Here is a 26,285-nt window from a genome sequence, read left to right on the forward strand (position 1 = left end):
CATATGAGAAGCCTGCCGCTCTTCCACCGCCTTGCCGGACAACCGGTGGTGGTGCTGGGCGAGGGGCCGATGGCCGAGCCCAAGCGGCGGCTGGTCGAACGCGCCGGGGCCGAGGTGATCGGCGATCTGGCCGAAGGGGTGGATCGCGGCGCGCGGCTGGCCTTCATCGCGCATGAAAGCCCGTCCATGTGCGAGGCGGACGCCATCCGCGCGCGCGGGGCGGGACTGCTCGTCAATGTGGTTGACCGGCCCGACCTGTGCGATTTCACTACGCCCAGCATTCTGGATCGCGATCCGGTGCTGGTGGCGGTGGGCACCGATGGCGCATCGGCGGGACTGGCCAAGCAATTGCGCCTGCGGCTGGAGGCGCTGTTGCCGGCAGACCTTGGCGATCTGGCGCTGCGGCTGGGGCAGGCGCGCGGCGCGATCAAGGCACGCTGGCCCGTTATGGGGGACCGGCGGCAGGCGCTCGACCGCGCGCTGACCACGGGCGGCCCGCTCGACCCCTTGCGCGCAGGTGCCGCCGCGCGGATCGACGATTGGCTGGTGGGCGCAGCGGGCGAGGGGGCGCAGGGCCGCATCGAGATCACGCTGTCCAGCATCGATCCCGAGGATCTCACCTTGCGTGCCGCGCGCCTGCTGGGCAGCGCGGATGCGGTGTTGCACGATCCCGCAATTCCGGACGCCATTCTCGACCGCGCGCGCGCCGATGCCGCGCGCCATGTGCTGCCCTTCACCGGCCATGAACCGGAAGGGCTGGTGGTCGTGCTGCGGCTCGATCCGGCGGCGCAGGGATCAATTACAATCTCTTAATTTCAAACGCAGGCCGCGCCGCGTCACATTCTCCCCGGCCGGGAAATGCCCGTCCGCAAGAGGAGAATGCATCAATGAAATTTCTGCCCAACATCGATCTGGCGAGCCTGCCGGAACTGACAAATCTGATCGGCGTGTTCGGTTCCGGCCGCACCCCCAACCCCGGCCATGACGACCGGATCGTGATGATCGCGACGATTGTCTATGAAGCCAATGGCGGCGGCGGCGGCGGCCTGATCTGAGCGGGCGGCTGGCGATGCGTGTTCACCCCGCAATCGCGGCGCTGCGGAGCGACCGGGCTCCGCAGCGCCAAGCCCAGGCCGCAATGCAGGCCGCGCTGGATGGCTGGCGGGCCGAGCCGGACGCGGCAAGCGTGCTGGCCCAGTTCAGGGAATTTGGCTGCGGCGCCCGGCTGGAGGAATGTCCGGCGCTCGACGCAATGTTCACCGGGCAGGGCGCGGCAGAGGCGTTGATGGCCTCGCTCGTCCGCCATTTCTGCGGTGGAATCGCGGCGCACCCGCTGGCGCATCCTCCGTTCCGCAACGGGTTTGATGGCAAGGCGTCCAGCCTGCTGCTCGCCCGTTCGGGCCGCGCCAGCCTGGTGCTGCAGGCGCGCGAGCCGGGCTCCTATGCCTATTCCAGCGTCACGTTTTTCGACGATCTGCGTTACGAGGCCGTGCTGGCCGGGCGGGCCGAGGCCGGGATCCTGCGTATTCACGGCCCGGTGGAAAAGGTGCGCTTCACCGAGGAGGCGCTTGTGCTGGAAGGCGGCGTGCGGCTGGGCCTGGCCTGCACCGACGAGGCGCTGCGCGTGACCCGTGTGGAGCGGCGGCTGGTCACGCTGTGTCTGGTGCAGGCGTCGGCCACGCCGAACCCCGCGCGCGAATATGACCGCGATACGGGCCGCCTGTTGCATTTGTCTGCCGGATCGCTCGCCACCAGCCGGCGCGAGATGATGGCCGCGCTGCTCGGCCGGATGCAGCGCCGCGATGCCGCTCCTGTGCTGGCAGGAATGGTGGAGCGCGAACACGACCGCGGTTTGCGCTGGCAGGCGCTGCGCGAATGTCTGGCGCTCGATACCGCGCAGGGCTTTGCCGCGCTGACCCGCATTGCGCGCGATCCGGCCGACAGCCTCTATGCCGAAGCCGCCGCGCTGTATGCGCGCCTGCTGGAAGACTACCCGCAACTTGGCGAAGTGGAGATTGCCTGATGCCCCGCGTGATCGAATGCGTGGACGAAACCCCGTGCGACCTTGGCGCGTGCATCGCCGCGCTGGATGCAAGCGGCTTTGACCCGCTGGAGGAGGAGAGCCTGCTCCACGCCGCCCACTGGCTGCGCCGTCTTGGCAACAACCGCGATTTTCTGGCCGAGATCATGCTGGCCGAACTGAAGGACGGGCCGGAAGGGCAGGAGAATGCCAGTTCCTATGGCGCGCAGGTGGTGATGCTGTCGCCCTTTGCGCCCGATTACTTCCTGCGTGCCAATTTCTGGCCCGGCCCCAACGACCATGTGTTCCGTGCCTCGGGGCAGGCTGCCTTCAGCTACGAAGTGCCGCACGATCACAATTTCCACTTTCTGACCGTGGGCTATTTCGGGCCGGGCTACGCCTCGGACTATTACGAATATGATTACGAGGCGGTGGCCGGCGTGATCGGGGAGAAGGCGGGCCTGCGGTTTATCGAACGCTCGACGCTCGATCCCGGCAAGCTGATGCATTACCGCGCGCATCTGGACGTGCATTCGCAATTGCCGCCCGAAAGCCTCTCGGTCAGCGTCAACATCATGCATTCGGGCGGGGCACAGGGCTGGCTGGACCAATACGGCTTTGATGTGGATCGCGACGAGATCACCCGCGTGCTCAGCCCCGGCTGCAACGAATTGTTCCTGCGCGTGGCGGTGGGACTGGAGCACCCGGATGCGCTGGATCTGGCCGAGAACTTTGCGCAGCACCATGTGAGCGAGCGGCTGCGTCTGGTGGCGCTGGAGGCGCAGGCGGGAATCATGGACGTGGCGGCGCGCGACGATCTGTGGCGGCGCGCCGAAAGCAATGGCAGCCGCCTGATCGCAGGCGAGGCCACGCGCCGGCGGCGGGAACTGGCCGAAGCCTAGAGTATCCCGCCCGCCAGCCGGTCGATTGCGCCTTGCAGGATGACGGCGGCGGCGTGCGCGTCGATCCGCTGCGCGCGCTTGGTCCGGCTGAAATCCTGCGCGATCATGTCGCGTTCGGCAGCAGCCGTGGACCAGCGTTCGTCCCACAGCAGGATGGGCAGGCCCAGAACCGCCAGATTGCGGGCAAAGGCGCGGCTGGCCTGTGCGCGTGGGCCGGAACTTCCATCCATGTTGAGCGGCAGGCCGATAACGATGCCCTTCACCCGGCGCGCAGCGATCAAATCGGCAAGCACCGCCTTGTCGCGGCCAAACTTGCCGCGCGGCAGCGTGCTGGCGGGCGTGGCAAAGCGCCAGTCCGCATCGCACAGCGCGGTGCCGATGGTCTGCGTGCCCAGATCAAGCCCCAGCAACGCGCCGCCGTCTTCGGGCAGCGCATCGCGAAACTCCATCGCCTTTTCGGTGACCAGCCCCGCTTCCATCAACCGGGCATCATTTGGGGGCAAAGGCGCGCATCCGCCGCGTCACATCGGCGCGAAGATTGGCCCAGAACAGCGGGATGTCATAGCTGTGATAATTATTGCCCGGCAAAACGAACGGGCCCATGCGCGGCGGATCGCCGATCAGCAGCAGGCCGGTGGCGGGATCGCACCGCGCCGGCACTGCCCCTGAAATCAGCTCGCCGCTTTCCAGATTCGCATCGGGCACCAGCGTGCCGTAATTGCGCGACAGATCGGCCACGCCGCCCGCCGCCCCGGTCAGCGGGTTGACGCACAGGATCGGATCGTCTGCTCCGCGCGCCGCGCCATCCGCTCCCGGCAGGGCGGCATAGCGGGTGAGGAACTGGCCCGGTTCGGCCGGCTCGGCAAAGCTGGCATAGGCAAGGATGCAGCGCGTCTGCTGCGCGTCGGCACAGGCGGGCAGCGGCAGGGCGGGCAGGTCGTGCGCGACCGATATCGGCCAGCCGATGGGATAGGCCAAGGCAAGCCGCGGCTCCAGATCGGTGCCCGCCACCTTTTCGCGCAGCAGCCGCAGCAGGTGCAGCGCGCCCTGGCTGTGCCCCGCCAGCACGATGGGCGTGGCGGGATCGAGGCTGGCGACGAAGAAATCGAACGCCTGTTCCACATCGGCATAGGCCGCGTCGAGCGCCATCTGGGCATCGGGCGCGGTGGTCACAAAGGCACCGAATGCCGCCTGCCGGTATCGCGGCGCCCAGATCTCGCTCGCCGGGTTGAACGCGCTGGCCATGCCGCGCACGAAATTGCGGGCGAGCGTTCTCGCGCCTTCGTCGTCCAGCGGCGCGTTCCAGCGCTGTCCGCTGTAATAGCTGGTGGGGTGGATGAAGAACACGGCAAAGCGCGGCACCGGCCCCGCGGCTGTGGCGGCCGGGTCTTCGCTGGGGAGGGGAGTGGCGGCGGGAAGCGATTTCTCCGTGTCCGGCGGCGGTTGCCAGCGCGCCGGATCGGTGGGCGCATCCATGCCGGGGCGGGAGAACCACATCGCGGGATCGGCATAGGCATTGTCCGCCAGCGCGCCCTGCGCCTCGAAGGGGGCGGATGGCACCAGCACCAGCTGCGTCAGCTGCTCGCCATAAAGGCGCAGCGCAAACAGCGCGGCGGCTGACAGCAAAATGCCCGCCACGATGATGTAGAGGAACTTACGCATCGCCGCTCTCCGCCAGCTCGCCCTCGGCCACCTCACCGAGTGGGTCGCCCTGCTCGGCGGTGTTCTTTTCCGCACGGTGTTCCAGCGCCACCTTGATCATCGCCAACAGCGGATCGGCCAGAAACAGGCCCAGAATGCCGAACAATATGCCCATGATCAGCTGCATCGCCAGCACCAGCGCCGGGGCCAGATCGACCGTCTTCTTGGCGATCAGCGGGATCACCACATAGCCATCAAACGTCTGCACCACGAAATAGACAAAGATCGTGTACAGCCCCATCTCGTATCCGCCGGAAAAGCCCACCAGCACCATCAGCACGCCCGAAATGAACGCCCCGATATTGGGTATGAAAGCGAGCAGCGCGGTAATGATCGACAGCAGTGCCGCCATGGGCACGCCATATGCCGCCAGCATGATGTAGGTCAGAACCCCTTCGAACACCATGCCCACCAGCCGCCCGAACATCAGGCGGCGCATGGTATAGGCCATGCGGGTGACAAGGATGTGGAAATCAGCCCGCTTCTTGGTCGCCAGCATCCAGGCCACGCCCCGCTCATACAGGCGCGGTTCCAGCGCCACGTAAATGCCGATGATCGCGATGAGAACGAGCGTGGTAAGCCCTCCAAGTATCCCGCCCAAGGCGCGCGTTATGGTGCCAAAACCGCTCACCGCCTGGCCGATCAGCCCCTGCACGCTGCTGATGTCGATCTGGAATCCCTGCCGGTCGAGCCAGGCGAGGAAATCGATCGTCTGCGCCTCGACAATGGCGGGGAATTGCGCGGCTTCGCGGCTGATCTGCGATCCGGCAAACATCGCCAGCCAGACAAGGAAGGCCACCGATGCCAGCAGAACGATGGCAATGCGCCAGATGCGCCCGATCGGCGCCACTCTGGCAATCAGCCGCGCGCCCCCGTCGATCATCGCGGCAAACACCAATGCGCCGAAGATCACCAACAGGCTTTGCGAGATGTAGACAGCCAGAATGGTGAGGCTGACCAGCGCGATCCAGATCATGGCCCGCTGCGCCTCATGCCGTAATTCCGCGCTGGCGATTCGCGTGGGGCTGGGGCCCAAGGAAGGGGTGCCGGGCCCGCGGGGCAGCTTTGTTTCCGGGTCAGGAGGTGTGGCACTCATTGCTCGGCTCCAATTCCAGTCCCGGTTCCCGCCAGTGGCGGGCGCAGGCTGGTCAGCGCGCGATCAGGCCTGAGCGCACCCCACCATGTCAAGGGATTGCGCGTGGCCCGCCCGTCGAGCGAGAAGGTGATGAATTCGGCCCGCCCGCCAATATCGGCCAGCGGCACCGGCCCGCCAAGCCCGTTGCCCCCGTCAAAGGCGGATGGCGCGCGGCTGTCGGCCGAATGGTCGCGGTTGTCGCCCATCAGGAACACATGGCCCTCAGGCACGGTGATCTCGTCAAAATTGTCGAGACCCTGCTCGCGGTGGTCGATGATGAGATAGCTTGCCCCGTTGGGCAGCGTTTCGCGGTAGGTCGGTGGCTCGATCACTTCGCGGCCATCCTCCAGCCGCACCCGGTAATCCTCGAACACGTCAAGGCACGGCCCCACGGCGCCCCAGCCATTGTCGCAACTGTTCTGGTGCAGAGCAGGCAGGCGCACGGCCGGTTCGACCGCCTGCGGCACGGGTTCACCGTTCAGGATGATGCGGCCGTTGACTATGGCAATGCGGTCGCCCGGCAATGCCACAACGCGCTTGATATAATCCTCCGCCCGGTCGGGCGGCACAACGATCACGATATCGCCATATTCAGGGGTGGCGGGGGCGATGCGCCAATCGCCGCGCGGCAGCAAATGGAAGCTGACCGATACCCAGCTCCAGCCATAGGGATATTTGCTTACCACCAGCCGGTCGCCCACCATCAGCGTTGGCAGCATACTGGTGCTGGGAATATAAAACGGCTTGGCGATGAAGGTGTGAAACGCCAACACGGCCAGGATCATCAGCGCCAGGCCGCGTATTTCGGCAAACCAGTTGACCTGCGGCTTGCTGGCCGCGCCCTTTTCGGTATCCGGGCCGCTCATGCCGGATGCGCCTCCAGAATGACGAAGGCCTGCGCAAAAGGGTGGTCGTCGGTCAGCGTCAGGTGGATCGTCACGCGGTGCCCCGGCGGTGTAAGTTCAGCCAGCCGCGCCGCTGCACCGCCGGTCAGGTGAAGCGTGGGCGCGCCCGATGGGGCATTGACCACGCCGATATCCTTCATGAACACGCCGCGTTTGAACCCGGTTCCCACCGCTTTTGAAAAGGCCTCCTTGGCGGCAAAACGCTTGGCATAGGTGCCTGCCTTGGTGAGCGGGCGGCGGCCCGCCTTGGCGCGCTCCACATCGGTGAACACGCGTTCCTCGAACCGCGTCCCATACCGGGCGAGCGAATTGGCGATGCGGTCAATATTGCACAGGTCAGAGCCGAGGCCGATGATCATGCCGCCATCCTACCGCGCCGCATCCATGAGTTCGCGCATCCGCAAAACGGCGTTCTCCAGCCCGACAAACACCGCCTCGCCAATCAGATAATGGCCGATATTGAGCTCCGCGATCTGGGGAATCGCGGCGATCGGCTGCACATTTGCGTATGTCAGGCCGTGGCCGGCGTGCGGCTCGATCCCGTTCTTGGCCGCGAGCGCGGCCATATCGGTCACGCGCTTCAGTTCGCGCGCCACCTTCTCGCGGTCGCCGTCGAGCCAGGCGTGCGCATACTCGCCCGTGTGAAACTCCACCACCGGCGCGCCCAGGCGCATCGCGGCTTCAAGCTGCTTCTCGCTCGCCTCGATGAACAGGCTGACACGGATGCCCGCATCGGCAAGGCGCGCACAGATGGGCGCAAGCTGGTTGTGCAGGCCCGCGGCATCGAGGCCGCCTTCGGTCGTGCGCTCCTCGCGCTTTTCGGGCACGATGCAGGCGGCGTGCGGTGTGTGGGCCAGCGCAATGGCGAGCATTTCCTCGGTCGCGGCCATTTCCAGATTGAGCGGCAGATCGGTCGCGGCCTGAATGCGGCGCAGATCCTCGTCGCGGATATGGCGGCGATCTTCGCGCAGATGCGCGGTGATGCCATCGCCGCCCACACGCGCCACGATTTCCGCCGCGCGCACCGGATCGGGATGATCCCCGCCGCGCGCATTGCGGATGGTGGCCACGTGGTCGATGTTCACGCCAAGGCGCAGACGGCCCATGCGGCTCATTCCTTGCGACTGCCCGGCTTGGTGACCGGCACGGCGGCCAGCGCAGGCGGAAGCTCGTCTTGAGCATAAGTGGGGAAGTTGATCGCCACCAGCGGGTAGAAAGGCACACCCAGATCGACCGAGCCTGCGCTGCGATCGACCAGCGCGGCCTCCGCCACGACCTCGCCTCCTTCGGCGCGGACGCATTCCATCGCCTCGCGGCTGGAAAGGCCGGTGGTGACGACATCCTCTACCATCAGCACGCGCGCACCTGCGGGAATCGCAAAGCCGCGCCGCAATTCGAAAGTGCCGGTGGGCCGTTCCACAAAGATCGCGTCCTTGCCCAGCGCGCGGCCCATTTCGTGCCCGATGATCAGGCCGCCCATCGCCGGGGAAACCACCAGGTCGATGGACGAGCGCAGATCGCGCGGCAGACGCTGCGCCAGCGCCAGCGCCAGCCGGCTGGCCCGTTCAGGGTTCATCAGCACACGTGCGCATTGCAAATAATGCGCGGAATGGCGGCCGGAGGACAGCTTGAAATGCCCCTCCAGCAGGGCATGGCAGCTGCGGAATTCGGCCAGCACCTCGTCTTCGGTCATGATTCGGGGTTCGCCTTTTCGGTTGGTAATCCGTGAGGTTTGGCGGCAAAGCAGACAAAAGCCCGCATCGCCTTCTGTGAAAAATCCTCCTAGAAGCGCTTGAGGCACGGGGCAAGCGGGCGTATAGGCCGCGCCGAACGCCCTTTTCCCGGCCTTTTCGGGTCATCTGGGCCCGCAACGAAAACGGAAAGCACTGGACTGATGATTTTCGGCGATATCGCCCGCAAGCGGCTGCAATTTCTGGCAATTCTGGCCGCGGGCCTGACGTTCTCCACCGCATCGGCGCCTGTGGTGGCGCAGGGTGCGGAATCGGCTGCTGCCCCGGTGGAAGCGACGGTCGCTGCATCCGTGGAGGCTGCAGCGCCTGCGGCGGATGCGGCGGCTCCCGCCGATGCGGCAGCGGTTGAAGCGCCCGCTTTCGACCATTTCGGCGCCGACATGATTATCGGCCAGCCCGAAGCGCGCGGCGTGACTTTCCAGAGCCAGCACTCGCCCAACGGGCAATATGCGCTGTGGATGCACGATGCGATCCTGATGCCGATCATCACGGTTATCACGCTGTTCGTGCTCGGCCTGCTGCTGTGGGTGATCGTGCGCTACAACAAGCGCCGCAATCCGGTTGCTTCCAAGACCAGCCACAACACGCTGATCGAAGTGGTGTGGACGGTGATCCCGGTGATTATCCTGCTGGTGATCGCGGTTCCCTCGATCCGCCTGCTGGCCAAGCAGTATGAGGCGCCGCCGGAAAATGCGATCACGATCAAGGCGAACGGCTACCAGTGGTATTGGGGTTACGAATATCCTGACCATGGCGGTTTCGAAGTCATCTCCAACATGATGCCCGAAGCCGATGCCGTTGCGCAGGGTCTGCCGCCGCTGCTGGAAGTGGACAACCGCATGGTTGTGCCCGTGGGTGTGCCGATCCGCCTGCAGACCTTCGGTGCGGACGTGATCCACGCCTTTGGCATCCCCTCGCTGTGGTTCAAGATGGATGCCGTGCCCGGCCGCATCAACGAGAAGATGCTCGTGATCGAACAGCCCGGCATCTATTACGGCCAGTGCATGGAATTGTGCGGTGCGCGCCATGGCTATATGCCCATCGCCATCGAAGCGCGCACGCCGGAAGATTTTGAAGCCTGGGTGCTGTCGAAGGGCGGCACGTTGCCCGGCACGGAAGTTGCGGCCGAAGCTGCACCTGCTCCTTCGGCCGGGCCCGCGCCGGCTCCTGCTGCCTGATTGTGACTATCCTGTCTGATTTCCTAGCCTAAGGTCCGAGAGAAACATGGCCACCACCGCTGAAGGCTTTGACGCCCACCACGACACCCACGCGCATGATCATGCCGATCACAAGCCGAGCTTTTTCAAGCGTTGGTTCATGTCCACCAACCACAAGGACATCGGCACGATGTACCTTATCTTCGCGATCTTCGCGGGGATCATCGGTGGCGCCATTTCCGGCCTGATGCGCTGGGAACTGGCCGAGCCGGGCCTGCAGATCATGGGTCAGGTCGTCGAATTCCTCGGCGGCGAGGGCACGTTTGACCAGCAGGGCCATATGTGGAACGTGCTGATCACCGCGCACGGCCTCATCATGGTGTTCTTCATGGTGATGCCGGCGATGATCGGCGGCTTCGGCAACTGGTTCGTGCCGCTGATGATCGGCGCGCCCGACATGGCCTTTCCGCGCATGAACAACATCTCGTTCTGGCTGACGGTCGCGGGCTTCATGTCGCTGATGTTCTCGGCCTTTGTGCCAGGCGGCACGGGCATGGGTGCGGGCGTGGGCTGGACAGTCTATGCGCCGCTCTCGACCACCGGCTCGGTCGGCCCGGCGGTGGATTTTGCGATCTTCTCGCTGCACCTTGCGGGCGCAGGCTCGATCCTGGGTGCGACGAACTTCATCACCACCATCTTCAATATGCGTGCCCCCGGCATGACGCTGCACAAGATGCCGCTGTTCGTGTGGTCGGTGCTGGTGACCGCTTTCCTGCTGCTGCTGGCGTTGCCGGTTCTGGCCGCGGCCATCACCATGCTTCTGACCGATCGCAATTTCGGCACCACTTTCTTCGATCCGGCGGGCGGCGGTGACCCGATTCTGTACCAGCACCTGTTCTGGTTCTTCGGTCACCCTGAAGTGTACATCATGATCCTGCCGGGCTTCGGCATGATCAGCCAGATCGTGGCGACCTTCTCCAAGAAGCCGGTCTTCGGTTATCTGGGCATGGCCTATGCCATGGTCGCGATCGGCGTGGTCGGCTTCATCGTGTGGGCGCACCACATGTATACGGTCGGCCTCGACGTGAACACGAAGATGTATTTCACCGCAGCGACCATGGTGATCGCGGTGCCCACCGGCATCAAGATCTTCAGCTGGATCGCCACAATGTGGGGCGGCTCGATCGAGTTCAAGAGCCCGATGGTCTGGGCCATGGGCTTCATCTTCCTGTTCACCGTGGGCGGTGTGACCGGCGTGGTGCTGGCCAATGGCGGCATCGACGATAACCTGCACGACACCTATTACGTGGTGGCGCACTTCCACTACGTGCTGTCGCTGGGTGCAGTGACCTCGATGTTCGCGGGCTGGTATTACTGGTTCCCGAAGATGTTTGGCCGGATGCACAGCGAATTCCTTTCGCACCTGCACTTCTGGGTGTTCTTCGTGGGCGTGAACCTGATCTTCTTCCCCATGCACTTCCTGGGGCGTCAGGGCATGGCGCGCCGTTACCCGGACTATACCCCGGCCTACACCTACTGGAACGAGATCGCGTCCTACGGATACATCATCATGGCCGCATCGATCGGGATCTTCTTCATCAACATCATCTATGCGTTCACCGCCGGCAAGAAGGCTGCGGCCAATTACTGGGGTGAAGGCGCGACGACGCTGGAATGGTCGCTGTCCAGCCCGCCGCCGTTCCACCAGTTCGAAACCCTGCCGGTGATCGAAGATCACCACACGGCTGACGATCACATCAGCGCGGCGCCCGCTCGCGCCTGATCGGAGATGTGATCGGGGTTTCCCGGAAAGGACTGCCCCCTCTCGCCTTCGGGCGGGAGGGGGTCTTGATATGATGACACAGGCAAACGCTCCCCTTGCGACTCAGATGCCGGCCGAATGGCGCGATTTCTTTGCGCTGACCAAGCCGCGCGTGATGAGCCTGGTGGTCTTTACCGGCCTGTGCGGCCTGCTGGCTGCGCCGGGCTCGATCCACCCGGTGATCGGTTTCACCGCCATCCTGTGCATTGCGCTGGGTGCGGGCGGGGCGGCGGCGCTCAACCAGTGGTGGGAAGCCGATATCGATGCTGAAATGAAGCGCACCGCCGCGCGGCCGCTGCCGCAGGGCCGGATGCGGCGCGAGGATGCGCGCGATTTCGGCCTGTTCCTTTCCGGGGTGTCGGTGGTGGTAATGGGTCTGGCGGTCAACTGGCTGGCCGCGCTGATCCTTGCAGGATCGATTGTCTACTACGCGGTCATCTATACGATCTGGCTGAAACCGCGCACGCCGCAGAACATCGTGATCGGCGGTGGGGCGGGGGCCTTTCCGCCGCTGATCGGCTGGGTGGCCGTAACTGGCGACATCACGCTGATGCCGGTGCTGCTGTTTGCGATCATCTTCATCTGGACACCGCCGCATTTCTGGGCGCTGGCGCTGTTCGTGCAGACCGATTACGCGCGCGTGGGTATCCCCATGATGCCCGTGGTGGCGGGGGAAAAGAGCACGCGGCGGCAGATCTTTGGCTACAGCATCGCGCTGCTCGCCATCAGCCTTGCACCCTGGGCAATCGGCGGGACAGGGGCGATCTACGGTATTGCCGCGCTGGTGCTTTCGGTTGCATTCTTGTTTCTGGCGGTTCCGGTTGCATTCCGAACCGCCGGAGCCGATGATCGGATGGCCCCGGAAAAGCGGCTGTTCGCCTATTCGGTGTTTTATCTTTTCACGCTGTTCGCCGCGCTGGTGGCGGACAGGCTGATACTGGCCTAGGTTCTGGGCCGATTGTGCAGACAGGTTGACCGCGCCATGACGCCCGAAGAAGAAGCCGAATTCCTGCGCCGCCGCAAATCGCGGAACATTGCGCTGGGCCTCATCCTGCTCGGCTTTGTCGTGCTGTTCTACATGATTACCATTGTAAGGATATCGGACTGATGACCGTGTTGGCAAACGCGGGGGGCCAGGGAGCAGGCGGATCGGGGGATCTGGAGCGGCGCAACCGCCGCACGATGTGGATGGGCTTTGGCATGGCGGCGGCAATGCTGGGCCTGGGTTATGCGGCTGTGCCGCTGTATGACCTGTTCTGCCGGGTGACGGGCTTTGGCGGCACCACGCAGGTTGCGAGCGAGGCGGATGCCGATCTTGCCGCGCGCATGGCCGCCAGTGCGGGGGCGCGTGAATTCTCGATCCGGTTTGATTCCAACACCGCCAGCAATATGCCCTGGACGTTCCGGCCCCTGCAGCGGGTGGACCGCGTGGCGATCGGCCAGCGGGACATGGCGACCTATGTGGCGCGCAACAATTCGGATGTGCCGATCACCGGCACCGCCACCTTCAATGTGGAGCCGGAACAGGCGGGCCGCTATTTCAACAAGATCCAGTGCTTCTGCTTCACCGAACAGACGCTGCAACCGGGCCAGGAGGTGCGGATGCCGGTGCTCTATTTCGTCGACCCCAAGGTGCTGGACGATCCCAACATGGAAGGCGTGGAACAGATCACCCTGTCCTACACATTCCACCGTGCAAAACAGGACTGATAGGCTCTAGACCCTCGGCAAATCGCGGACTAAGGGCAGGGCAACAGGACTAATCAGGATACCGGACCATGGCTGGCGCCAAGAATCACGATTACCACATCCTCGATCCCGATATCTGGCCGCTGGTCGGCTCTGTGTCGGCGCTCACCTTCACCAGCGGGATGGTGCTGTTCATGCACGAGATGAGCGGCGGGCATCTGGTGCTGGGGCTGGGCATTGCGGGCCTGATCGCCACCTTCTTTGGCTGGTTTTCCAAGATCGTGATGGAAGCGCAGCGCGGCGACCACACCCCCGTGGTGCAGCTGCATATGCGCTATGGCATGATCCTGTTCATCGCTTCGGAAGTGATGTTCTTCGTCGGCTGGTTCTGGAGCTGGTTCGATTTCGCGCTGTTCCCCGCTCCGCTGGTCTACGATTCGGCCTCTGGCCTGTGGTCGAACATTGTGGGGCAAAGCGGTGAACAGGCCGCACGCGTCTTCCCGCATGAAGGGATCCACGTGCTCGACCCGTTCGATCTGCCGCTGCTCAACACGCTGATCCTGCTCTGTTCGGGCACCACGGTGACCTGGGCGCACCATTCGCTGATCCATGGTGACCGCGAAGGCCTGAAGAAGGGCCTGTGGGCCACCATCGCGCTGGGCGTGCTGTTTTCGTGCATCCAGGCCTATGAATACAGCCACGCCACTTTCGGCTTTGGCGGCAATGCCTATTCCTCGGCCTTCTACATGGCGACCGGCTTCCACGGCTTCCACGTGATCGTGGGCACCATCTTCCTCGCCGTCTGTCTGCGCCGCGCCTATCTCGGCCATTTCACCCCGCGCCAGCACTTCGGCTTCGAAGCGGCGGCCTGGTATTGGCACTTCGTGGACGTGGTCTGGCTGTTCCTGTTCGTCTCCGTCTATGTGTGGGGCGGTTGGGGCGCACCGATCCATTGATCTGCGCGTGACTTCACCGGAATCCATGACAAAGGGGCAGCCCGGTTTGACCGAGGCTGCCCTTTTCGGTTGTTGCCCGCGTTGCGCGGGCCGCACGCTGTTTGCGGGCGTGGCGAGGTTCGCGCCCCGTTGCCGGGTGTGCGGCCTCGATTTCTCGGCTTTCAATGTGGGCGATGGCCCGGCCGCCTTCCTCACGCTGGGCGTGGGCGCGCTGGTGACGATCCTTGCCGTGTGGCTGGAGTTGGCAGTGGAGCCGCCCTTCTGGGTGCATATCGCGCTGTGGCTGCCGCTGGTGGTGGCGCTGGTGATCGGCGGGCTGCGCTTCACGAAGGCGTGGCTGCTTATCCGCGAGTATCACACCCGCGCGGAAGAACACCGGCATGACGGGGGCCCGCTGTGAGTGCTGTCCGCCGCATCCCCGTCATTCCCACGGTCATCGTGGCCGTTGCCATCGCCACGATGATCGGCCTTGGCATCTGGCAACTGGGCCGGATGCAGGAGAAGGAGGCGCTGATCGCGCGCTATCAGGCCGCTTCGACCAGTTCAGAGGCGCTGGCCACGCTGCCCGCCGATCCGCTCAGCCAACTCTATCGCCGGGTCGCGTTTACCTGCACCGGGGTAACGGCATGGAACGCGATTTCAGGGCGCAATGCGCGCGATCAGGCGGGTTATGTCCACATCGCCACCTGTCCCGATGCCGAAGTGGTGCTGGGTTGGTCGCGCGATCCCTCGCTTCAGCCTGACTGGGCGGGGGGAGAGGTGACCGGCACGATTGCCCCCGGCGGTGAGGCAGGCTGGCGCATCGTGGCTGATCCGCCTTTGGCCGGGCTGGAAGCCAACGCCGCGCCTGATCCTGCCGATACACCCAACAACCATCTCGCCTATGCCGGGCAGTGGTTCTTCTTCGCCCTGTCGGCGCTGGTCATATATGTGCTGGCCTTGCGCAAGCGGGGACGCTAACCGCGCCTTGCTATGGAATATATCTCGACCAGGGGGAGCGCACCGGCGCTCGATTTCGCAGGAGTAACGCTGGCGGGCCTTGCCAGCGATGGCGGGCTCTATGTGCCGCGCGAATGGCCGCGCTTTTCAGCCGACGAGATCCGGGCAATGCGCGGGCTTCCTTATGCCGAGCTGGCGGTGCGCGTGATGCTGCCCTTCGTGCAGCCCAGCCTGACCGAGGACGAGCTGCGCAGCCTGTGCCGCGAAGCCTATGGCCGCTTTGCCCATGCCGCCGTGACTCCGCTCAAGCAGTTTGACGAACAGCATTGGCTGCTGGAGTTGTTCCACGGCCCCACGCTGGCGTTCAAGGATGTGGCGCTGCAATTGCTGGGCCGCCTGTTCGAACATTTTCTGGCCAAAAGCGATGCGCACCTCACCATTGTGGGCGCGACCAGCGGCGATACGGGCAGCGCGGCGATTGACGCGGTGGCCGGGCGCGAGCGGGTGGATATCTTCATGCTCCACCCCAATGGCCGCGTCTCCGATGTGCAGCGCCGCCAGATGACCACGGTGCGCGCACCCAATGTCTACAACATCGCCATCGACGGCAGCTTTGACGATGCGCAGGCGATGGTGAAGCGGATGTTCAACGATGCCGAGGTAAACGGGCGTTACCGCATCACCGCGGTCAATTCGATCAACTGGGCGCGGCTGATGGCGCAGGTGGTGTATTATTTCGCCGCCGCGCTGCAATTGGGCGGCCCGGATCGCAAAGTGGCCTTCAGCGTGCCCACGGGCAATTTCGGCGATGTGTTTGCCGGCTATGTCGCGGCGCAGATGGGCCTGCCGGTCGAGAAGCTGATCGTGGCGACCAATATCAACGACATCCTGCACCGCGCGCTGTCCACCGGCGATTATTCGGCCGGAACGGTGACGCCCACGGCTGCGCCCAGCATGGATATTCAGGTCTCCAGCAATTTTGAACGCCTGCTGTTCGATTGCGGCGGGCGCGATGGCGCGGCCATGGCCGAGCAGATGCGCGTGTTCGAATCGACCAAGGCGATGCAGCTCACCAATGCGCAAGCCGAACAGGCAGCGGCGCTGTTCACCTCGGCCCGCTGCGACGGGGACGAGATGACGCGGGCGATGGCCTGGGCCAAGAACCATTGCGGCGAGATCATCGATCCGCACACCGCGATTGGCCTGCACGCGGCGCGCAATGCGGGGATCGATCCGGCCGTGCCGGTGGTAACGCTGGCCACCGCGCACCCGGCCAAGTTCCGCGATGCGGTGGAGCGCGCGACGGGCCAGCGCCCGGCGTTGCCTTCGCGCATGGGTGATCTGTTCGAACGGGCGGAAAGCTACACCGAATTGCCGGGCGACTATGACGCGGTGCGTGCCTTTGTGGAAAGCCACGCGACCCCGAGCCAGTAATGGCGACCCTCGCGCCGCAACCGTTGGTCATGGAAGGCGCAGGCTGGGCCGATTATGGCCTGGTGGACAGCGGCCATGGGCGCAAGCTGGAACGCTACGGCCCCTATCGCTTCATCCGCCCCGAACCGCAGGCGATGTGGACGCCGCGCCTGAACGAGCTTGGGCCGGATTGGCAGGCGCATGGCGAATTCGTCCCCGGCAGTGACGAGGATGGCGGCGGGCGTTGGCAGTTCAGCGGGCAGGTGCCGCGTGCCAAGATCGAAGGGGGCTGGCCCCTTTCGTGGAACGAGGCGACATTCACCGCGCAGTGCACCCCGTTCCGCCATCTGGGGTTCTTCCCCGATATGGCCCCCGTGTGGGACTGGATGCGCAGGCAGTTGGCCGGGCGCGAGGATGCCGCGACGCTCAACCTGTTCGGCTATACCGGCGTGGGCACGCAGGCGCTCAGCCGGCATGGCCCGGTAACCCATGTCGATGCGAGCAAGAAATCGGTCGCGCAGGCGCGTGCCAATGCGCAAGCGGCGGGCATGGCGGATCGCCCGATCCGCTGGCTGGTGGACGATGCGGCCAAGTTCACCGCACGCGAAGTGCGGCGCGGCAAGCGCTATGACGGGATCATCCTCGACCCGCCCAAATTCGGGCGCGGGCCGGGGGGCGAAGTCTGGCGGCTGGAGGAGCATCTGCCAGGCCTTGTGAGCGATTGCGCCCGGTTGCTCGATGCCGAAAGCCGGTTCCTGTTCCTGACCGTCTATGCCGTGCGGATGAGCAGCCTTGCGATTGGTGGCCTGCTGGCCGAGGTGCTGCGCGATCTGCCCGGCACGGTGGAGCATGGCGATCTGGCTGTGCGCGAAGATGGCCCTGATGGCCGGCTGCTGCCCACCGCCATTTTCGCCCGCTGGCGGCGCGACTAGCGCGGCTGAGCCCGCGCGCAAAACGCGCTTTGCGGCAGCTTGCGACAGGCATATGCTGGCGCTCTTGCAGGGCCTGCCTGCTGGTGGAGTCGGCAGACCCTCGCGCGTTTGGGGGGAATTGCCATGCGCACACATTTTCGCGCCCTGATGCTTGCCGGTTTCGTTGCCGGTGCGGCGACGATAGGTCTGGCGCCGGTTCTCTCGCAGACCAATACGCAAACCGTGGCCCGCTACACGATGGATGCGGGCACGCTGTCGGGCATGGCCGCGATGGGCCAGGGCGGTGGCGGCATGGGGGCGGTCATGAACATGATGCGCGGCGGGGATCAGGTGGCGCACGAACTGGTGCTGCGGCTGGGAACGGTGCGCGCGCCCGCCAACGGATCGCCGGCTGCCGACCACTTCATGCCCGAAAACGCCCGGCTTGGCGCCTCGGTGCCGCTGGTCACTCCGCGCCGCGTTGCCGGGGAAGTGGGAATGCCGGGGCAGACCGAAATGCCGCGCGGGCGGCTGCTGCTGTTCTGGGGCTGCGGGGAGAATGCCGGGCCGGGCCAGCCGGTGATCATCGACTTTGCCCGCCTCGCGCGTGGTGAAGTGCCGCCGGGCCTCTATGCGCAGGGGCTGAACCTGCCCGACGACTGGCAGGTGATGCAGAGCAACAGCACGACCTATGGCGAATGGCCCAACGAGCGGGCCGAGCGGCGGCTGACCGCGCAATCCTCGCTGCTGGGCGCGCACCGCGTGGCAGGGAATTACACGCCGGATATTGCATTTGATCTGGCAGAGGATTTCATGCCCGCGCTCAATCCCACGGGCACCGAATTGTCCGGCGGGGCGGTGCGGCTGCGCTGGAACCATCTGGACAAGGCCACCGGCTATTACGCCTGGGCGATCGGCGCAGGCCGGAACGAGCGGGACATGGTGTGGTGGACCAGTTCCACCACGCAGGCCTTTGGCGGGCCGTTCGCCGACTGGATCAGCCCAGCTGCCGCGCGCCGCTATGTCGAGGCGGGGCAATTGCTGGCGCCGGGCACCACCGAATGCGTGATTCCCCGGCAGGTGCGCGAGAACGGGGGCGAAGGGATGATGACCAGCCTCTATGCCTATGGCCCGCAGGCCGATTTCTCCTACCCGCCGCGCCCGCAAAATGCCTCCTCCTCGTGGCGGCCCGAATGGATCGCGCGGGTGCGGTTCCGGTCGATGGCGATGGTGATTCCCGGCATGGATGGGATGATGGGCATGGGCATGGGCATGGGCGGGGCGGAACAGGATGCCGAACCGGAAGCACAGGCGCCCGCCGCCTTGCCGCGCTGCCGGGGCGGCTTGCGCGGGATTGCCGAACGGGCCGCCGGACTTTGTCAATGATCCGCCGCTGATCGCGCTTGCCAAGCGGGCGCGCCTTTGCCAAGGGCGCGGCCATGGCAGACAGCCTCATCCTTGAACTGGCGGATTTCGTGCACGATGTGCACACGGGCATCTATTCGGAAGAAACCGGCCAGCCGCAGCCGCTGAAGTTCACCGTTCAGGTGAAGCTGAAGGTGGAGGATCGCTACGATCCCGAAACCCCGCTCGATGCGTCCAAGAATTACATGGACCTGAAATTCGCCTGTTCCGAAGGGCTGGGCGATACGCATTACAAGCTGATCGAGGCAGTGGCCGATCATGTGGCGGAATCGCTCTTCCTGCAGGATGCGCGCGTCGAACAGGTCAGCGTCAAGATCGTCAAGCTGGCGCTGAGCGAAGCGGACGAGCAGATCGGCATCACGCTGGTGCGGGAACGGCGCTGATGGCGCAAAGCGTCCTGCGCATTTCAAAGCTGCCCGATGCGGCGCTGGAGGCGGCGGGCGCGTTTCACACCCATGTCGCGGGCGAATTGCGCAAGGCGACTGAAGCGCTGCCCGAAGGCGGCGACATGGTGGTGATCTTCCCGCCCGCCCCCCACGATCACACCGCCTGGCGCGAAGCGGCGGTGCAGGATCTGGCGCGCGCCGCTGCGCCGCGCCATCGCTTCAACGCCATTGTGGGTGAGCGCGAGGACGATATCGACGCGGTGCTGGCCTATCTGGCCGATGCGCCGGGGGTGACGGGCCAAGTGTTCACGCTGGACGAAATCAACGGACAGGATGGCAATCCGGCAAAATCGGACTAAATGACTCCGATATGAGCTGCGCCAAACCCCTCGTCGACGCATTCAACCGCCGCATTTCCTACCTCCGCCTGTCGGTGACCGACCGGTGCGATCTGCGCTGCACCTATTGTATGCCCGAAGCGATGCAGTTCCTGCCCAAGAAGGACGTGCTGAGCCTGGAGGAACTGCACAAGCTGGCGCTCGCCATGATCGAGAGGGGGATCACGAAAATCCGGCTGACCGGCGGCGAACCGCTGGTGCGGCGCGATGTGGTGGATCTGATCGCCGCGCTGGGCCGCAAGCTGGGCGACGGGCTGGAGGAGCTGACGCTCACCACCAACGGCACGCAATTGGCCGAGCACGCCGAGGCGATTGCGGCGGCAGGTGTGCGGCGCATCAATGTCAGCCTCGACACGATGGACGGCGCGCTGTTCCAGCAGCTGTCGCGGCGCGACCGGCTGGTGCAGGTGCTGCAAGGCATTGCGGCAGCCAAGGCGGCTGGCCTCAAGGTCAAGATCAACACCGTGGCGCTGAAGGGCCTGAACGAGGCGGAGATCCCCTACCTCGTCGAATGGGCGCACCGCCATGGGCACGATATCACCCTGATCGAGGTCATGCCGCTGGGCGAGGTGGATGGCAGCCGCGTCGATCATTACCTGCCGCTCACCGTGGTGCGCGATGCGCTGGAGGCGCGTTTTACGCTGGAAGACAGCGATTTTCGCACCGGCGGCCCGTCGCGTTATGTCACCGTGCGGGAAACCGGCGGCCGGCTGGGCTTCATCACGCCGCTGACGAACAATTTCTGCGCCGGCTGCAACCGCATCCGCGTGACCGCCACGGGCCAGCTCTACGCGTGCCTTGGCGGGGCCGAGATGGTTGATCTGCGCGCCGCCTTGCGCTCTGACGATCCCGACGCGCGGCTGGCCGATGCATTGGACGAGGCCATGCGGATCAAGCCCGAACGCCACCATTTCCGCATTGCCGAAGGCGCTGGCCCCGCGCAGCCGCGCCATATGTCGGTGACGGGGGGCTGAGGCCATGAGCAGGGGCGTGCGGATCGTCTTTCTGGGCAAGCTGGCCGACCTGGCCGGAGAGGAGGCACGCGAAGTGGACGCGCCGCTGGACTGGCAGGGCCTGCTCGATGCGTTGCCGGGACCGCTGGGCGAGGCCGCGCGCGGCGAACGCACACGCATCGCGGTCAACGGGGCGCTGCTGGCCGACAAGGCCGCGCTTCAGGCGGGCGAGGGTGACGAGGTGGCGCTGCTGCCGCCTGTAAGTGGCGGCTGATCGAATGGCACGCGATGTCCGCCTATTGGCCGAGCCGTTCAATCCCGGCCAGTTCATCGGGCCCTTCACCAATGCCCATCCCGGCCTTGGCGGCGTATGCACCTTTGTGGGCGAAGTGCGGGGCGGAGAAGGGCAGGATGCGGGCGTGGAGGCGCTGGAGCTGCTGCATTACGCGCCGATGACGCTGCCCGGCATGGAAGCGCTGGCGGACGAAGCGCTGGCCCGGTTCGATCTGATGGGCATCCAGATCATTCACCGCACCGGGGTGATGCGCGTGGGCGAGCCGATCGTGCTGGTATCCGCCGCCGCCCGCCACCGGCGCGGCGCGATCGACGCGGTGGATTTCGCCATGGATCACCTCAAATCCGACAGCTGGTTCTGGAAGCGCGAGAAGCGCGGCGGAACATGGCACTGGATCGAACCGCGCGAACAGGATCACGCCGACATCGCCCGCTGGGGGTGAGCGAATCCGCCATCGCGGTTTGACGCAAATCAAGGCGTAGCGGCGCGATTCGCGGCAATTTCCTGCCTGTCAGACAGGAAGGACTGCCACCATGGCCCAGAAGCTCAACCTCGCCGCGATCGCTGCCCATGCCGATGTTCATGCCGAGCCGCCCGCTGCGCGTGCGCCGCATATCGTTGACCGCACTTTCGAACTGCCGCGCGGCGTCTATATCGCGATGGTCGGGTGCTATCTGACCTTCCTTGCCACCACGGCGCTGGCCTTTTCCCACGCGGAACTGATCATTCCGATGGCGATCTTTGCCTTTGTCATCCTCGCCGGTTTCGGTCTTTCTGCCGAATGGACGAGGATGGCCCCCGATGCTCCCAAAAAAGCCATGAGCTGGGCCCGGTTCCAGCGCGATGGCATTACCGCCCTTACGGGGCATAACACCGCAGGCGCGGCAACAGTGCAGGTTCTGATCCTCCCGGCACTGATCGTGGTCTGGGGTCTGGCGGTTGTGACCATTGCCGCCTTGGTGCGCTAAACCCTTTCACACGCGAAAAGGGTAGGCGCTGCCAAATGTCCCGTATGCGCGCGGGGTCGGCTCCAAAGCCGGCCCCGCGCTTTGCGTTTGACGACTGGCTCTAGCTGCCCAATTGGCCCAGCAGCGCGGCGATCACCGCGTCCTGTTCAGCCACTAGGGCGTTGATTTCGGCCAACGCGGATCCGGTTTCGGCAATATCGCCGCCACCTGTGTGGGCATCCACGTGCAGCCGGTCGATATCGGCCAGCGCGATCATTGTATCGCTGCGCAGCGATTCGAGATTGGCAAGGCCGACCTGCGCCTGTGCCCAGCTCTCCGTTCCCACCGCGCTGCGCCGGGCAGATGCGACGAGCCTTTCGGCAGCGCCCCGCGCGGCAAGGAAACGCTGGTGCGCGGCGCGGGCGCTGGCGACCAGAGCCTCCAGCTGCGCCAGCGTGGCAGGCGTTGCGAGGGCAGGCGTGAAGATGGCGGTCGGCGCTTCGATGACGCCCGTTACACGTTCCGAATCGCGGATGGAGAGGCTGGGATAACCTTCGCTGCGCCCGCATCCGCCCAGCAGCAGGATCAATGCGGCGCTGGCCGTAATCAGCTTGTCATGGCGGTGCATCATTGCCCTTGCCATAGACGGGTGGCGGCGTGGTTTCCAGCTTGGACTGGCAGGATGCCGATTGCGTTCCTTGCAGCGCTAAAATGCTTGCCCCTGTGTTGACAGGCGCGGCACTCTGCCGTATCGGCGCCGCACTTGGCGGTGCCCTTGTGGGCGCCTTTTTTGTCATTGCAGCGGGTTCATTCCGCCTCAAGGACAGCGATTAGAAACGGAAGTTGGACACCATGTTCGCAGTCGTGCGCACAGGCGGCAAGCAGTATCGCGTTGCCGAAGGAGACAAGATCGCGGTTGAAAAGCTGGCTGGTGAAGCCGGTGAAACGATCGTGCTGGGTGATGTGCTGCTGGCCGGCGAAGGTGCCGATCTGGCGGATGCATCCAAGGTCACTGTTTCGGCAGAGATCATCGCCCAGGCGAAGAGCGAGAAGGTGATCGTTTTCAAGAAGCGTCGCCGCCACAATTACCGCCGCAAGAACGGCCACCGCCAGCAGATGACTCTGCTGCGCATCGTGGGCGTGGGCGAAGCGAAGAAGGCCGCGCCGAAGAAGGCTGCTGCCGAAGCCGAAGCAGCGCCTGCTGCGGAAGCCGCACCCGCCGCCAAGAAGGCACCGGCGAAGAAGGCCGCTGCCAAGAAGGCCGCCGAATAAGATTTTATCCCGGCCCCGGCCGGTAGAGACGGAGTAAGACGAGATGGCACATAAGAAAGCTGGCGGTTCGTCGCGCAACGGTCGCGATTCGGCTGGCCGTCGCCTCGGCGTGAAGAAGTTCGGCGGCCAGGAAGTGGTCGGCGGCAACATTATCGTGCGTCAGCGCGGGACCAAGTTCTATCCGGGTGCCAATGTGGGCATCGGCAAGGACCACACCCTTTTTGCGCTCACTGGCGGCCGCGTGCGCTTCCACATGGGCAAGCTGGGTCGCCAGTATGTGTCCGTGGATATGCAGGCCGAAGCAGCCGAATAACCGGATGATCCGATAAAGGGGTCATCCACCGGGTGGCCCCTTCGGACAAACAGAGTCCGAAAAGTCGAAGGAGATGGGGCCGACCCGTCTCCTTTTTCGTTTCTCCTTCGCAACATGATCGTCATCCACCGCGCCTATGCGCGCGGCGGGGGCGCGACGAGGGAGAAGTACGGTGTTCCATCGCACGCAAAGGCTGTTCCTGCGGCCGCCATTCCCGGAGGATTGGCGCGCATTGTATTCGGGCATCAACGATGCCGGCGTGGTGCGGATGCTGGCGCGCGCGCCCTGGCCTTACACCGAAAGCGACGCGAAGGCGTTTTGCAGCGATGCGCCCGATCCGCTCGATCTGCGATTCCTCATCACCAAGCCGGGTGGTGACGGAGCAGCGGTGATTGGCGGGATCGGGCTGAACGGCGCGGCCGAAGTGCCCGAAATCGGTTACTGGATCGCGCGCGGCCACCGGGGCAAGGGTTATGCCACCGAAGCCCTGCGCGGCGTGTTGGACATTGCGCGGATGCTGGGTGTGCGCCGGGTGGCAGCGGGCCATTACATCGACAACCCGGCCAGCGGCGCGGTGTTGGTGAAAGCGGGCTTTACCGAAACCGGCGAGTTGCGCCCCACCCACGCGCTGGGCCGGGGTGGGCAATTGGTGCTGTCGCGGCGCTACGCGCTTGACCTCGGCAATCAGGCGGAAGCGGGGGAGGCGGACGTATCGGGCGGGGAATGCAAGCCTGCCTGACCGGTATTGGCCTGATAGCCGGCAATCAGGTGCCGGTCGTCAGTCTGCCACGGGTGGAAACCGGGCGCAAACCAGCCTGCCCAAGCGGGCAGGACGCGCGTCAGGATACCCGGCTTCAGCCACAGATAGGCGAACAGCCGCCAGCTCGCCCGCCAGCCGGTTATCCCGTCCTGCGCCAGCAATTCCAGCGCGTCGACCCAGCGGTTGCGCAGGAATCGGCGCGATACATCGGCCATTACGACAGCGCGCAGCAGCCATCGGCGGCGCGCCGTCCAATCGTGCGTAGCGTGCAGCAGCGTGTCAAAGGCGACCGCCTTGTGCTCGATCTCCTCCACCGCGTGCCAACGCCACAATTCGGCCAGATCGCCATCCGCATGGCCGAAATGTTCAGGGCGGGTGAGGAACTGGTGGGAAAAGATCGCGGTAAAGTGTTCCAGCGCCGCGGTAATTGCCAGCCGGATGACGGGCGGCTTTTCCTCTGTCATCGCCACCAAAGCGGCCACGCGCGCGTCTATGGCGGCAAGGTCATAGCCCGCATCTTCTGCCGCGCGGTTGAAGGCGAGGTGTTCGCGGCTGTGGTTCACTTCCTGTCGGATGAAATCGCGAATCTGCGCGGCCAGCACCGGATCGGCGGCGTCGCGGTGCGCCTTTACTGCGGCGATGAACATCGCCTCTCCGCGCGGAAAGCTGGCGGACAGGGCAGTGAACCATGCGCTCGCCACCGGATCGCCAGCCAGCCAGTGATGCGGCATCTTCTGTCCCCGGCCAAAGCGCCGGTCGCGCACGGTAAGGGCGAGGTCTGCGGGCGACTTGCCGGGCATGGGCGTAACCCCTAGGTCGGTTGATGACCTTCTGAAGATGGAAATAACTGACACAAATGTCAATAAGGAAGCGCCTCTCGCCCGAAGAAAGCCGCGCCGCCGCGCTTGCCGCCGCGCGCGATCTGCTGGTGGAAGCCGGGCCGCAGGCGGTGACGCTGAAGGCGGTGGCGGCGCGAATCGACCGCACGCACGCCAATCTGCTGCATCATTTCGGCAGCGCGGCAGGTCTGCAAAAGGCGCTGGCGGCGCAGATTGCAGGCACAGTGTGCGATGCGATCAGCGATGCCGTGCGCGCCACGCGCGGCGGGGCGGGCACGCCGCGCCAGGCGATCGACCTCGCCTTCGACGCCTTTGGCCGCGAGGGCGGCGGGGCGCTGGCCAGTTGGATGTTGCTTTCGGGGAATGAGGACGCGCTCGATCCGATCGTCGAGACCATTCATCAACTGGTTGACGAACTGCACCCGCATGAATTGCAGCCCGGCGCCAACCGGCTGATGCACGAGGCGGCCTATACGCTGGTGCTGATGGCGCTGGGTGATGCGCTGCTGGGCGATATGCTCTCCGCCTCGTTCAGGGTGCAGCGCAATACTGCGCGCGACAAGGCGGCGGAGATGATCGTCGCCGCGCTCAAGCAATCGGGCGAAATGCGCGGGTAAGCTATTCCTTGGCGGCGTGAAGGTTCATCCACGCCGGCGCAAGGTCAGGCGGAATATCGGCCACACGGCGGTGATCCACGGCGAGGCCCAATTCGGGATAGGCTGCCACTTGTCGCGCCAGATCGCTTTGCTCCAGCGGCACCACCAGCAGCCGCCGGCCCACCTTCTGCCGCCAGTTCATCCGCGCGGTGTTCTCCTGCCCGATATAGCAGCCCTTGGTGAAGCTGACGCCGCCAAGGTCCGCCGCATTGGTTTCCAGCCACAAAAGGTCGCCCATTTCGCTGCGGCCTTCGGGAACGCCCCGCGACAGGCGATGCGCCAGCCATGCGGCATCGGCCGACGCGTCATCGGTGGAGACGGGCGCGATCCAGCGCTGGCCCAGCGCGGGCAGGCGCGGATCGGGCGTGCCCTCATCGCCAGCCGCGCTCCAGAACACGCCCAGCGAATCGTCGCGCGCGATGCCCAGCTTGCGGCGCAGGCGATAGAGCGAAAGGCGCTTTGCCAGATCATCCGCCAGCGCGGCTTCGCAATCGAGCAGCAGGTCGCCCGCTCTTCCTGAGCTTGCCGAAGGATCAGCCCATATCAGAAAATCGAACATATGCTTGCCCTGCGCGGAAAGGAGCGCGGCATAAACGGGCAGGGTGCCGGTCACATCATTGGTCACCAGCCGTTGCAGAAAGCTTCGCGCGTCCTCGCTTTCATCCAGCGGAGAGATGCGCAGCACGGCGCGGGAAAACAGGCGGGTTCCGGTCATGCGTGACAGATAGGGCGGGGCTTGG

The 26,285-nt window shown here is 65.1% G+C and carries 36 protein-coding genes; 26 read left to right on the plus strand and 10 right to left on the minus strand.

The window, feature by feature from the left end:
* Positions 1–3 precede the first annotated feature (3 nt).
* From WFP44_RS10415 to WFP44_RS10430, 4 genes are all read left to right on the plus strand, one after another.
* On the plus strand, positions 4–813 hold the full coding sequence (locus tag WFP44_RS10415; RefSeq protein WP_336926495.1) for a precorrin-2 dehydrogenase/sirohydrochlorin ferrochelatase family protein: 810 nt from the start codon (positions 4–6) through the stop codon (positions 811–813).
* Positions 814–887: 74 nt separating this feature from the next.
* On the plus strand, positions 888–1,055 hold the full coding sequence (locus tag WFP44_RS10420) for a hypothetical protein (protein ID WP_336918176.1): 168 nt from the start codon (positions 888–890) through the stop codon (positions 1,053–1,055).
* 14 nt (positions 1,056–1,069) lie between these two features.
* Entirely contained in the window at positions 1,070–2,023 is a 954-nt protein-coding gene (locus tag WFP44_RS10425; protein WP_336926496.1) for a hypothetical protein, read from the plus strand.
* Positions 2,023–2,922 carry a transposase gene (locus WFP44_RS10430; protein WP_336926497.1) on the plus strand — a complete coding sequence of 300 codons (900 nt, stop codon included), beginning with the start codon at positions 2,023–2,025 and terminating at the stop codon, positions 2,920–2,922. The genes WFP44_RS10425 and WFP44_RS10430 overlap by 1 nt, the downstream gene beginning before the upstream one ends.
* On the opposite strand, the gene ruvX is transcribed toward WFP44_RS10430, so the two are convergent.
* From ruvX to pyrE, 7 genes are all read right to left on the minus strand, one after another.
* The gene (ruvX, locus tag WFP44_RS10435; protein ID WP_336926498.1) at positions 2,919–3,401 is read right to left on the minus strand and encodes a Holliday junction resolvase RuvX; all 483 of its coding nucleotides are present in this window, start codon (positions 3,399–3,401) and stop codon (positions 2,919–2,921) included. The two genes, WFP44_RS10430 and ruvX, sit on opposite strands and share 4 nt — an antisense overlap.
* A 10-nt stretch (positions 3,402–3,411) precedes the next feature.
* Positions 3,412–4,584, minus strand: coding sequence for a DUF3089 domain-containing protein (locus WFP44_RS10440; protein ID WP_336926499.1), 1,173 nt, complete (start codon positions 4,582–4,584; stop codon positions 3,412–3,414).
* Complete coding sequence (locus tag WFP44_RS10445) at positions 4,577–5,599, minus strand: AI-2E family transporter (RefSeq protein ID WP_336926500.1); 1,023 nt, start codon at positions 5,597–5,599, stop codon at positions 4,577–4,579. The genes WFP44_RS10440 and WFP44_RS10445 overlap by 8 nt, the downstream gene beginning before the upstream one ends.
* A gap of 116 nt (positions 5,600–5,715) precedes the next feature.
* Entirely contained in the window at positions 5,716–6,624 is a 909-nt protein-coding gene (gene lepB, locus WFP44_RS10450; RefSeq protein WP_336926501.1) for a signal peptidase I, read from the minus strand.
* The gene (gene acpS, locus WFP44_RS10455) at positions 6,621–7,022 is read right to left on the minus strand and encodes a holo-ACP synthase (RefSeq protein ID WP_336926502.1); all 402 of its coding nucleotides are present in this window, start codon (positions 7,020–7,022) and stop codon (positions 6,621–6,623) included. Before acpS ends, lepB begins: the two co-directional genes overlap by 4 nt.
* A 9-nt stretch (positions 7,023–7,031) precedes the next feature.
* A complete protein-coding gene (locus WFP44_RS10460) occupies positions 7,032–7,769 on the minus strand; it encodes a pyridoxine 5'-phosphate synthase (protein ID WP_377923105.1) in 738 nt (245 codons plus the stop codon).
* A gap of 5 nt (positions 7,770–7,774) precedes the next feature.
* Positions 7,775–8,356: an orotate phosphoribosyltransferase gene (gene pyrE, locus WFP44_RS10465; protein WP_336926504.1), complete on the minus strand. Its 582-nt coding sequence runs from the start codon at positions 8,354–8,356 to the stop codon at positions 7,775–7,777.
* Between the two features lie 201 nt (positions 8,357–8,557).
* Between pyrE and coxB the strand changes: the two genes are divergently transcribed.
* From coxB to WFP44_RS10550, 17 genes are all read left to right on the plus strand, one after another.
* Positions 8,558–9,592 carry a cytochrome c oxidase subunit II gene (gene coxB / locus WFP44_RS10470; RefSeq protein WP_336926505.1) on the plus strand — a complete coding sequence of 345 codons (1,035 nt, stop codon included), beginning with the start codon at positions 8,558–8,560 and terminating at the stop codon, positions 9,590–9,592.
* Between the two features lie 46 nt (positions 9,593–9,638).
* A complete protein-coding gene (gene ctaD, locus WFP44_RS10475; protein ID WP_336926506.1) occupies positions 9,639–11,354 on the plus strand; it encodes a cytochrome c oxidase subunit I in 1,716 nt (571 codons plus the stop codon).
* A gap of 73 nt (positions 11,355–11,427) precedes the next feature.
* Complete coding sequence (locus tag WFP44_RS10480; protein WP_336926556.1) at positions 11,428–12,339, plus strand: heme o synthase; 912 nt, start codon at positions 11,428–11,430, stop codon at positions 12,337–12,339.
* Positions 12,340–12,375: 36 nt separating this feature from the next.
* Positions 12,376–12,501 carry a hypothetical protein gene (locus WFP44_RS10485; RefSeq protein WP_336926507.1) on the plus strand — a complete coding sequence of 42 codons (126 nt, stop codon included), beginning with the start codon at positions 12,376–12,378 and terminating at the stop codon, positions 12,499–12,501.
* Complete coding sequence (locus tag WFP44_RS10490; RefSeq protein WP_336926508.1) at positions 12,501–13,103, plus strand: cytochrome c oxidase assembly protein; 603 nt, start codon at positions 12,501–12,503, stop codon at positions 13,101–13,103. Before WFP44_RS10485 ends, WFP44_RS10490 begins: the two co-directional genes overlap by 1 nt.
* Positions 13,104–13,171: 68 nt before the next feature.
* The gene (locus tag WFP44_RS10495) at positions 13,172–14,038 is read left to right on the plus strand and encodes a cytochrome c oxidase subunit 3 (RefSeq protein WP_336926509.1); all 867 of its coding nucleotides are present in this window, start codon (positions 13,172–13,174) and stop codon (positions 14,036–14,038) included.
* Positions 14,039–14,063: 25 nt separating this feature from the next.
* The gene (locus tag WFP44_RS10500; protein WP_336926510.1) at positions 14,064–14,438 is read left to right on the plus strand and encodes a DUF983 domain-containing protein; all 375 of its coding nucleotides are present in this window, start codon (positions 14,064–14,066) and stop codon (positions 14,436–14,438) included.
* On the plus strand, positions 14,435–14,998 hold the full coding sequence (locus WFP44_RS10505; protein WP_336926511.1) for an SURF1 family protein: 564 nt from the start codon (positions 14,435–14,437) through the stop codon (positions 14,996–14,998). Before WFP44_RS10500 ends, WFP44_RS10505 begins: the two co-directional genes overlap by 4 nt.
* Before the next feature lie 12 nt (positions 14,999–15,010).
* Positions 15,011–16,411 (plus strand): threonine synthase, encoded by a 1,401-nt coding sequence (thrC, locus tag WFP44_RS10510; RefSeq protein WP_336926512.1) that lies wholly within the window; start codon positions 15,011–15,013, stop codon positions 16,409–16,411.
* Positions 16,411–17,322 (plus strand): RsmD family RNA methyltransferase, encoded by a 912-nt coding sequence (locus tag WFP44_RS10515; protein ID WP_336926513.1) that lies wholly within the window; start codon positions 16,411–16,413, stop codon positions 17,320–17,322. The genes thrC and WFP44_RS10515 overlap by 1 nt, the downstream gene beginning before the upstream one ends.
* Positions 17,323–17,445: 123 nt before the next feature.
* On the plus strand, positions 17,446–18,687 hold the full coding sequence (locus tag WFP44_RS10520; protein WP_336926514.1) for a hypothetical protein: 1,242 nt from the start codon (positions 17,446–17,448) through the stop codon (positions 18,685–18,687).
* A 53-nt stretch (positions 18,688–18,740) separates the two neighbouring features.
* Positions 18,741–19,109 carry a dihydroneopterin aldolase gene (locus WFP44_RS10525; RefSeq protein WP_336926515.1) on the plus strand — a complete coding sequence of 123 codons (369 nt, stop codon included), beginning with the start codon at positions 18,741–18,743 and terminating at the stop codon, positions 19,107–19,109.
* Positions 19,109–19,471, plus strand: coding sequence for a Rossmann fold domain-containing protein (locus WFP44_RS10530; protein ID WP_336926516.1), 363 nt, complete (start codon positions 19,109–19,111; stop codon positions 19,469–19,471). The genes WFP44_RS10525 and WFP44_RS10530 overlap by 1 nt, the downstream gene beginning before the upstream one ends.
* An 11-nt stretch (positions 19,472–19,482) precedes the next feature.
* Entirely contained in the window at positions 19,483–20,484 is a 1,002-nt protein-coding gene (gene moaA / locus WFP44_RS10535) for a GTP 3',8-cyclase MoaA (protein WP_336926517.1), read from the plus strand.
* 4 nt (positions 20,485–20,488) lie between these two features.
* Positions 20,489–20,737 (plus strand): MoaD/ThiS family protein, encoded by a 249-nt coding sequence (locus WFP44_RS10540; RefSeq protein WP_336926518.1) that lies wholly within the window; start codon positions 20,489–20,491, stop codon positions 20,735–20,737.
* A 4-nt stretch (positions 20,738–20,741) separates the two neighbouring features.
* Positions 20,742–21,200 carry a molybdenum cofactor biosynthesis protein MoaE gene (locus WFP44_RS10545; RefSeq protein ID WP_336926519.1) on the plus strand — a complete coding sequence of 153 codons (459 nt, stop codon included), beginning with the start codon at positions 20,742–20,744 and terminating at the stop codon, positions 21,198–21,200.
* 91 nt (positions 21,201–21,291) lie between these two features.
* Positions 21,292–21,726 carry a hypothetical protein gene (locus tag WFP44_RS10550; RefSeq protein ID WP_336926520.1) on the plus strand — a complete coding sequence of 145 codons (435 nt, stop codon included), beginning with the start codon at positions 21,292–21,294 and terminating at the stop codon, positions 21,724–21,726.
* 100 nt (positions 21,727–21,826) lie between these two features.
* On the opposite strand, the gene WFP44_RS10555 is transcribed toward WFP44_RS10550, so the two are convergent.
* Entirely contained in the window at positions 21,827–22,336 is a 510-nt protein-coding gene (locus WFP44_RS10555) for an HlyD family secretion protein (RefSeq protein ID WP_336926521.1), read from the minus strand.
* Positions 22,337–22,374: 38 nt separating this feature from the next.
* On the opposite strand from WFP44_RS10555, the gene WFP44_RS10560 reads away from it, so the two are divergent.
* The 4 genes from WFP44_RS10560 to WFP44_RS10575 all read left to right on the plus strand — a co-directional run bounded on the left by WFP44_RS10560 (position 22,375) and on the right by WFP44_RS10575 (position 24,029).
* On the plus strand, positions 22,375–22,539 hold the full coding sequence (locus WFP44_RS10560) for a hypothetical protein (RefSeq protein WP_336926522.1): 165 nt from the start codon (positions 22,375–22,377) through the stop codon (positions 22,537–22,539).
* 18 nt (positions 22,540–22,557) lie between these two features.
* Positions 22,558–22,977 carry a 50S ribosomal protein L21 gene (gene rplU, locus WFP44_RS10565; protein ID WP_336926523.1) on the plus strand — a complete coding sequence of 140 codons (420 nt, stop codon included), beginning with the start codon at positions 22,558–22,560 and terminating at the stop codon, positions 22,975–22,977.
* 43 nt (positions 22,978–23,020) lie between these two features.
* Positions 23,021–23,290, plus strand: a complete 270-nt coding sequence (gene rpmA / locus WFP44_RS10570; RefSeq protein ID WP_336918137.1) for a 50S ribosomal protein L27 — start codon at positions 23,021–23,023, stop codon at positions 23,288–23,290.
* Positions 23,291–23,462: 172 nt separating this feature from the next.
* Positions 23,463–24,029 (plus strand): GNAT family N-acetyltransferase, encoded by a 567-nt coding sequence (locus WFP44_RS10575; RefSeq protein ID WP_336926524.1) that lies wholly within the window; start codon positions 23,463–23,465, stop codon positions 24,027–24,029.
* On the opposite strand, the gene WFP44_RS10580 is transcribed toward WFP44_RS10575, so the two are convergent.
* Positions 23,975–24,850 (minus strand): metal-dependent hydrolase, encoded by an 876-nt coding sequence (locus WFP44_RS10580; protein WP_336926525.1) that lies wholly within the window; start codon positions 24,848–24,850, stop codon positions 23,975–23,977. The genes WFP44_RS10575 and WFP44_RS10580 overlap by 55 nt on opposite strands.
* A 56-nt stretch (positions 24,851–24,906) precedes the next feature.
* Between WFP44_RS10580 and WFP44_RS10585 the strand changes: the two genes are divergently transcribed.
* Complete coding sequence (locus WFP44_RS10585; protein ID WP_336926526.1) at positions 24,907–25,506, plus strand: TetR family transcriptional regulator; 600 nt, start codon at positions 24,907–24,909, stop codon at positions 25,504–25,506.
* A gap of 1 nt (position 25,507) precedes the next feature.
* On the opposite strand, the gene ygfZ is transcribed toward WFP44_RS10585, so the two are convergent.
* Positions 25,508–26,260, minus strand: a complete 753-nt coding sequence (ygfZ, locus tag WFP44_RS10590; RefSeq protein ID WP_336926527.1) for a CAF17-like 4Fe-4S cluster assembly/insertion protein YgfZ — start codon at positions 26,258–26,260, stop codon at positions 25,508–25,510.
* Between the last annotated feature and the right edge of the window lie 25 nt (positions 26,261–26,285).

The sequence above is a fragment of the Alteraurantiacibacter palmitatis genome, from assembly GCF_037154115.1.
Taxonomy (GTDB): Bacteria; Pseudomonadota; Alphaproteobacteria; order Sphingomonadales; family Sphingomonadaceae; genus Alteraurantiacibacter; species Alteraurantiacibacter palmitatis.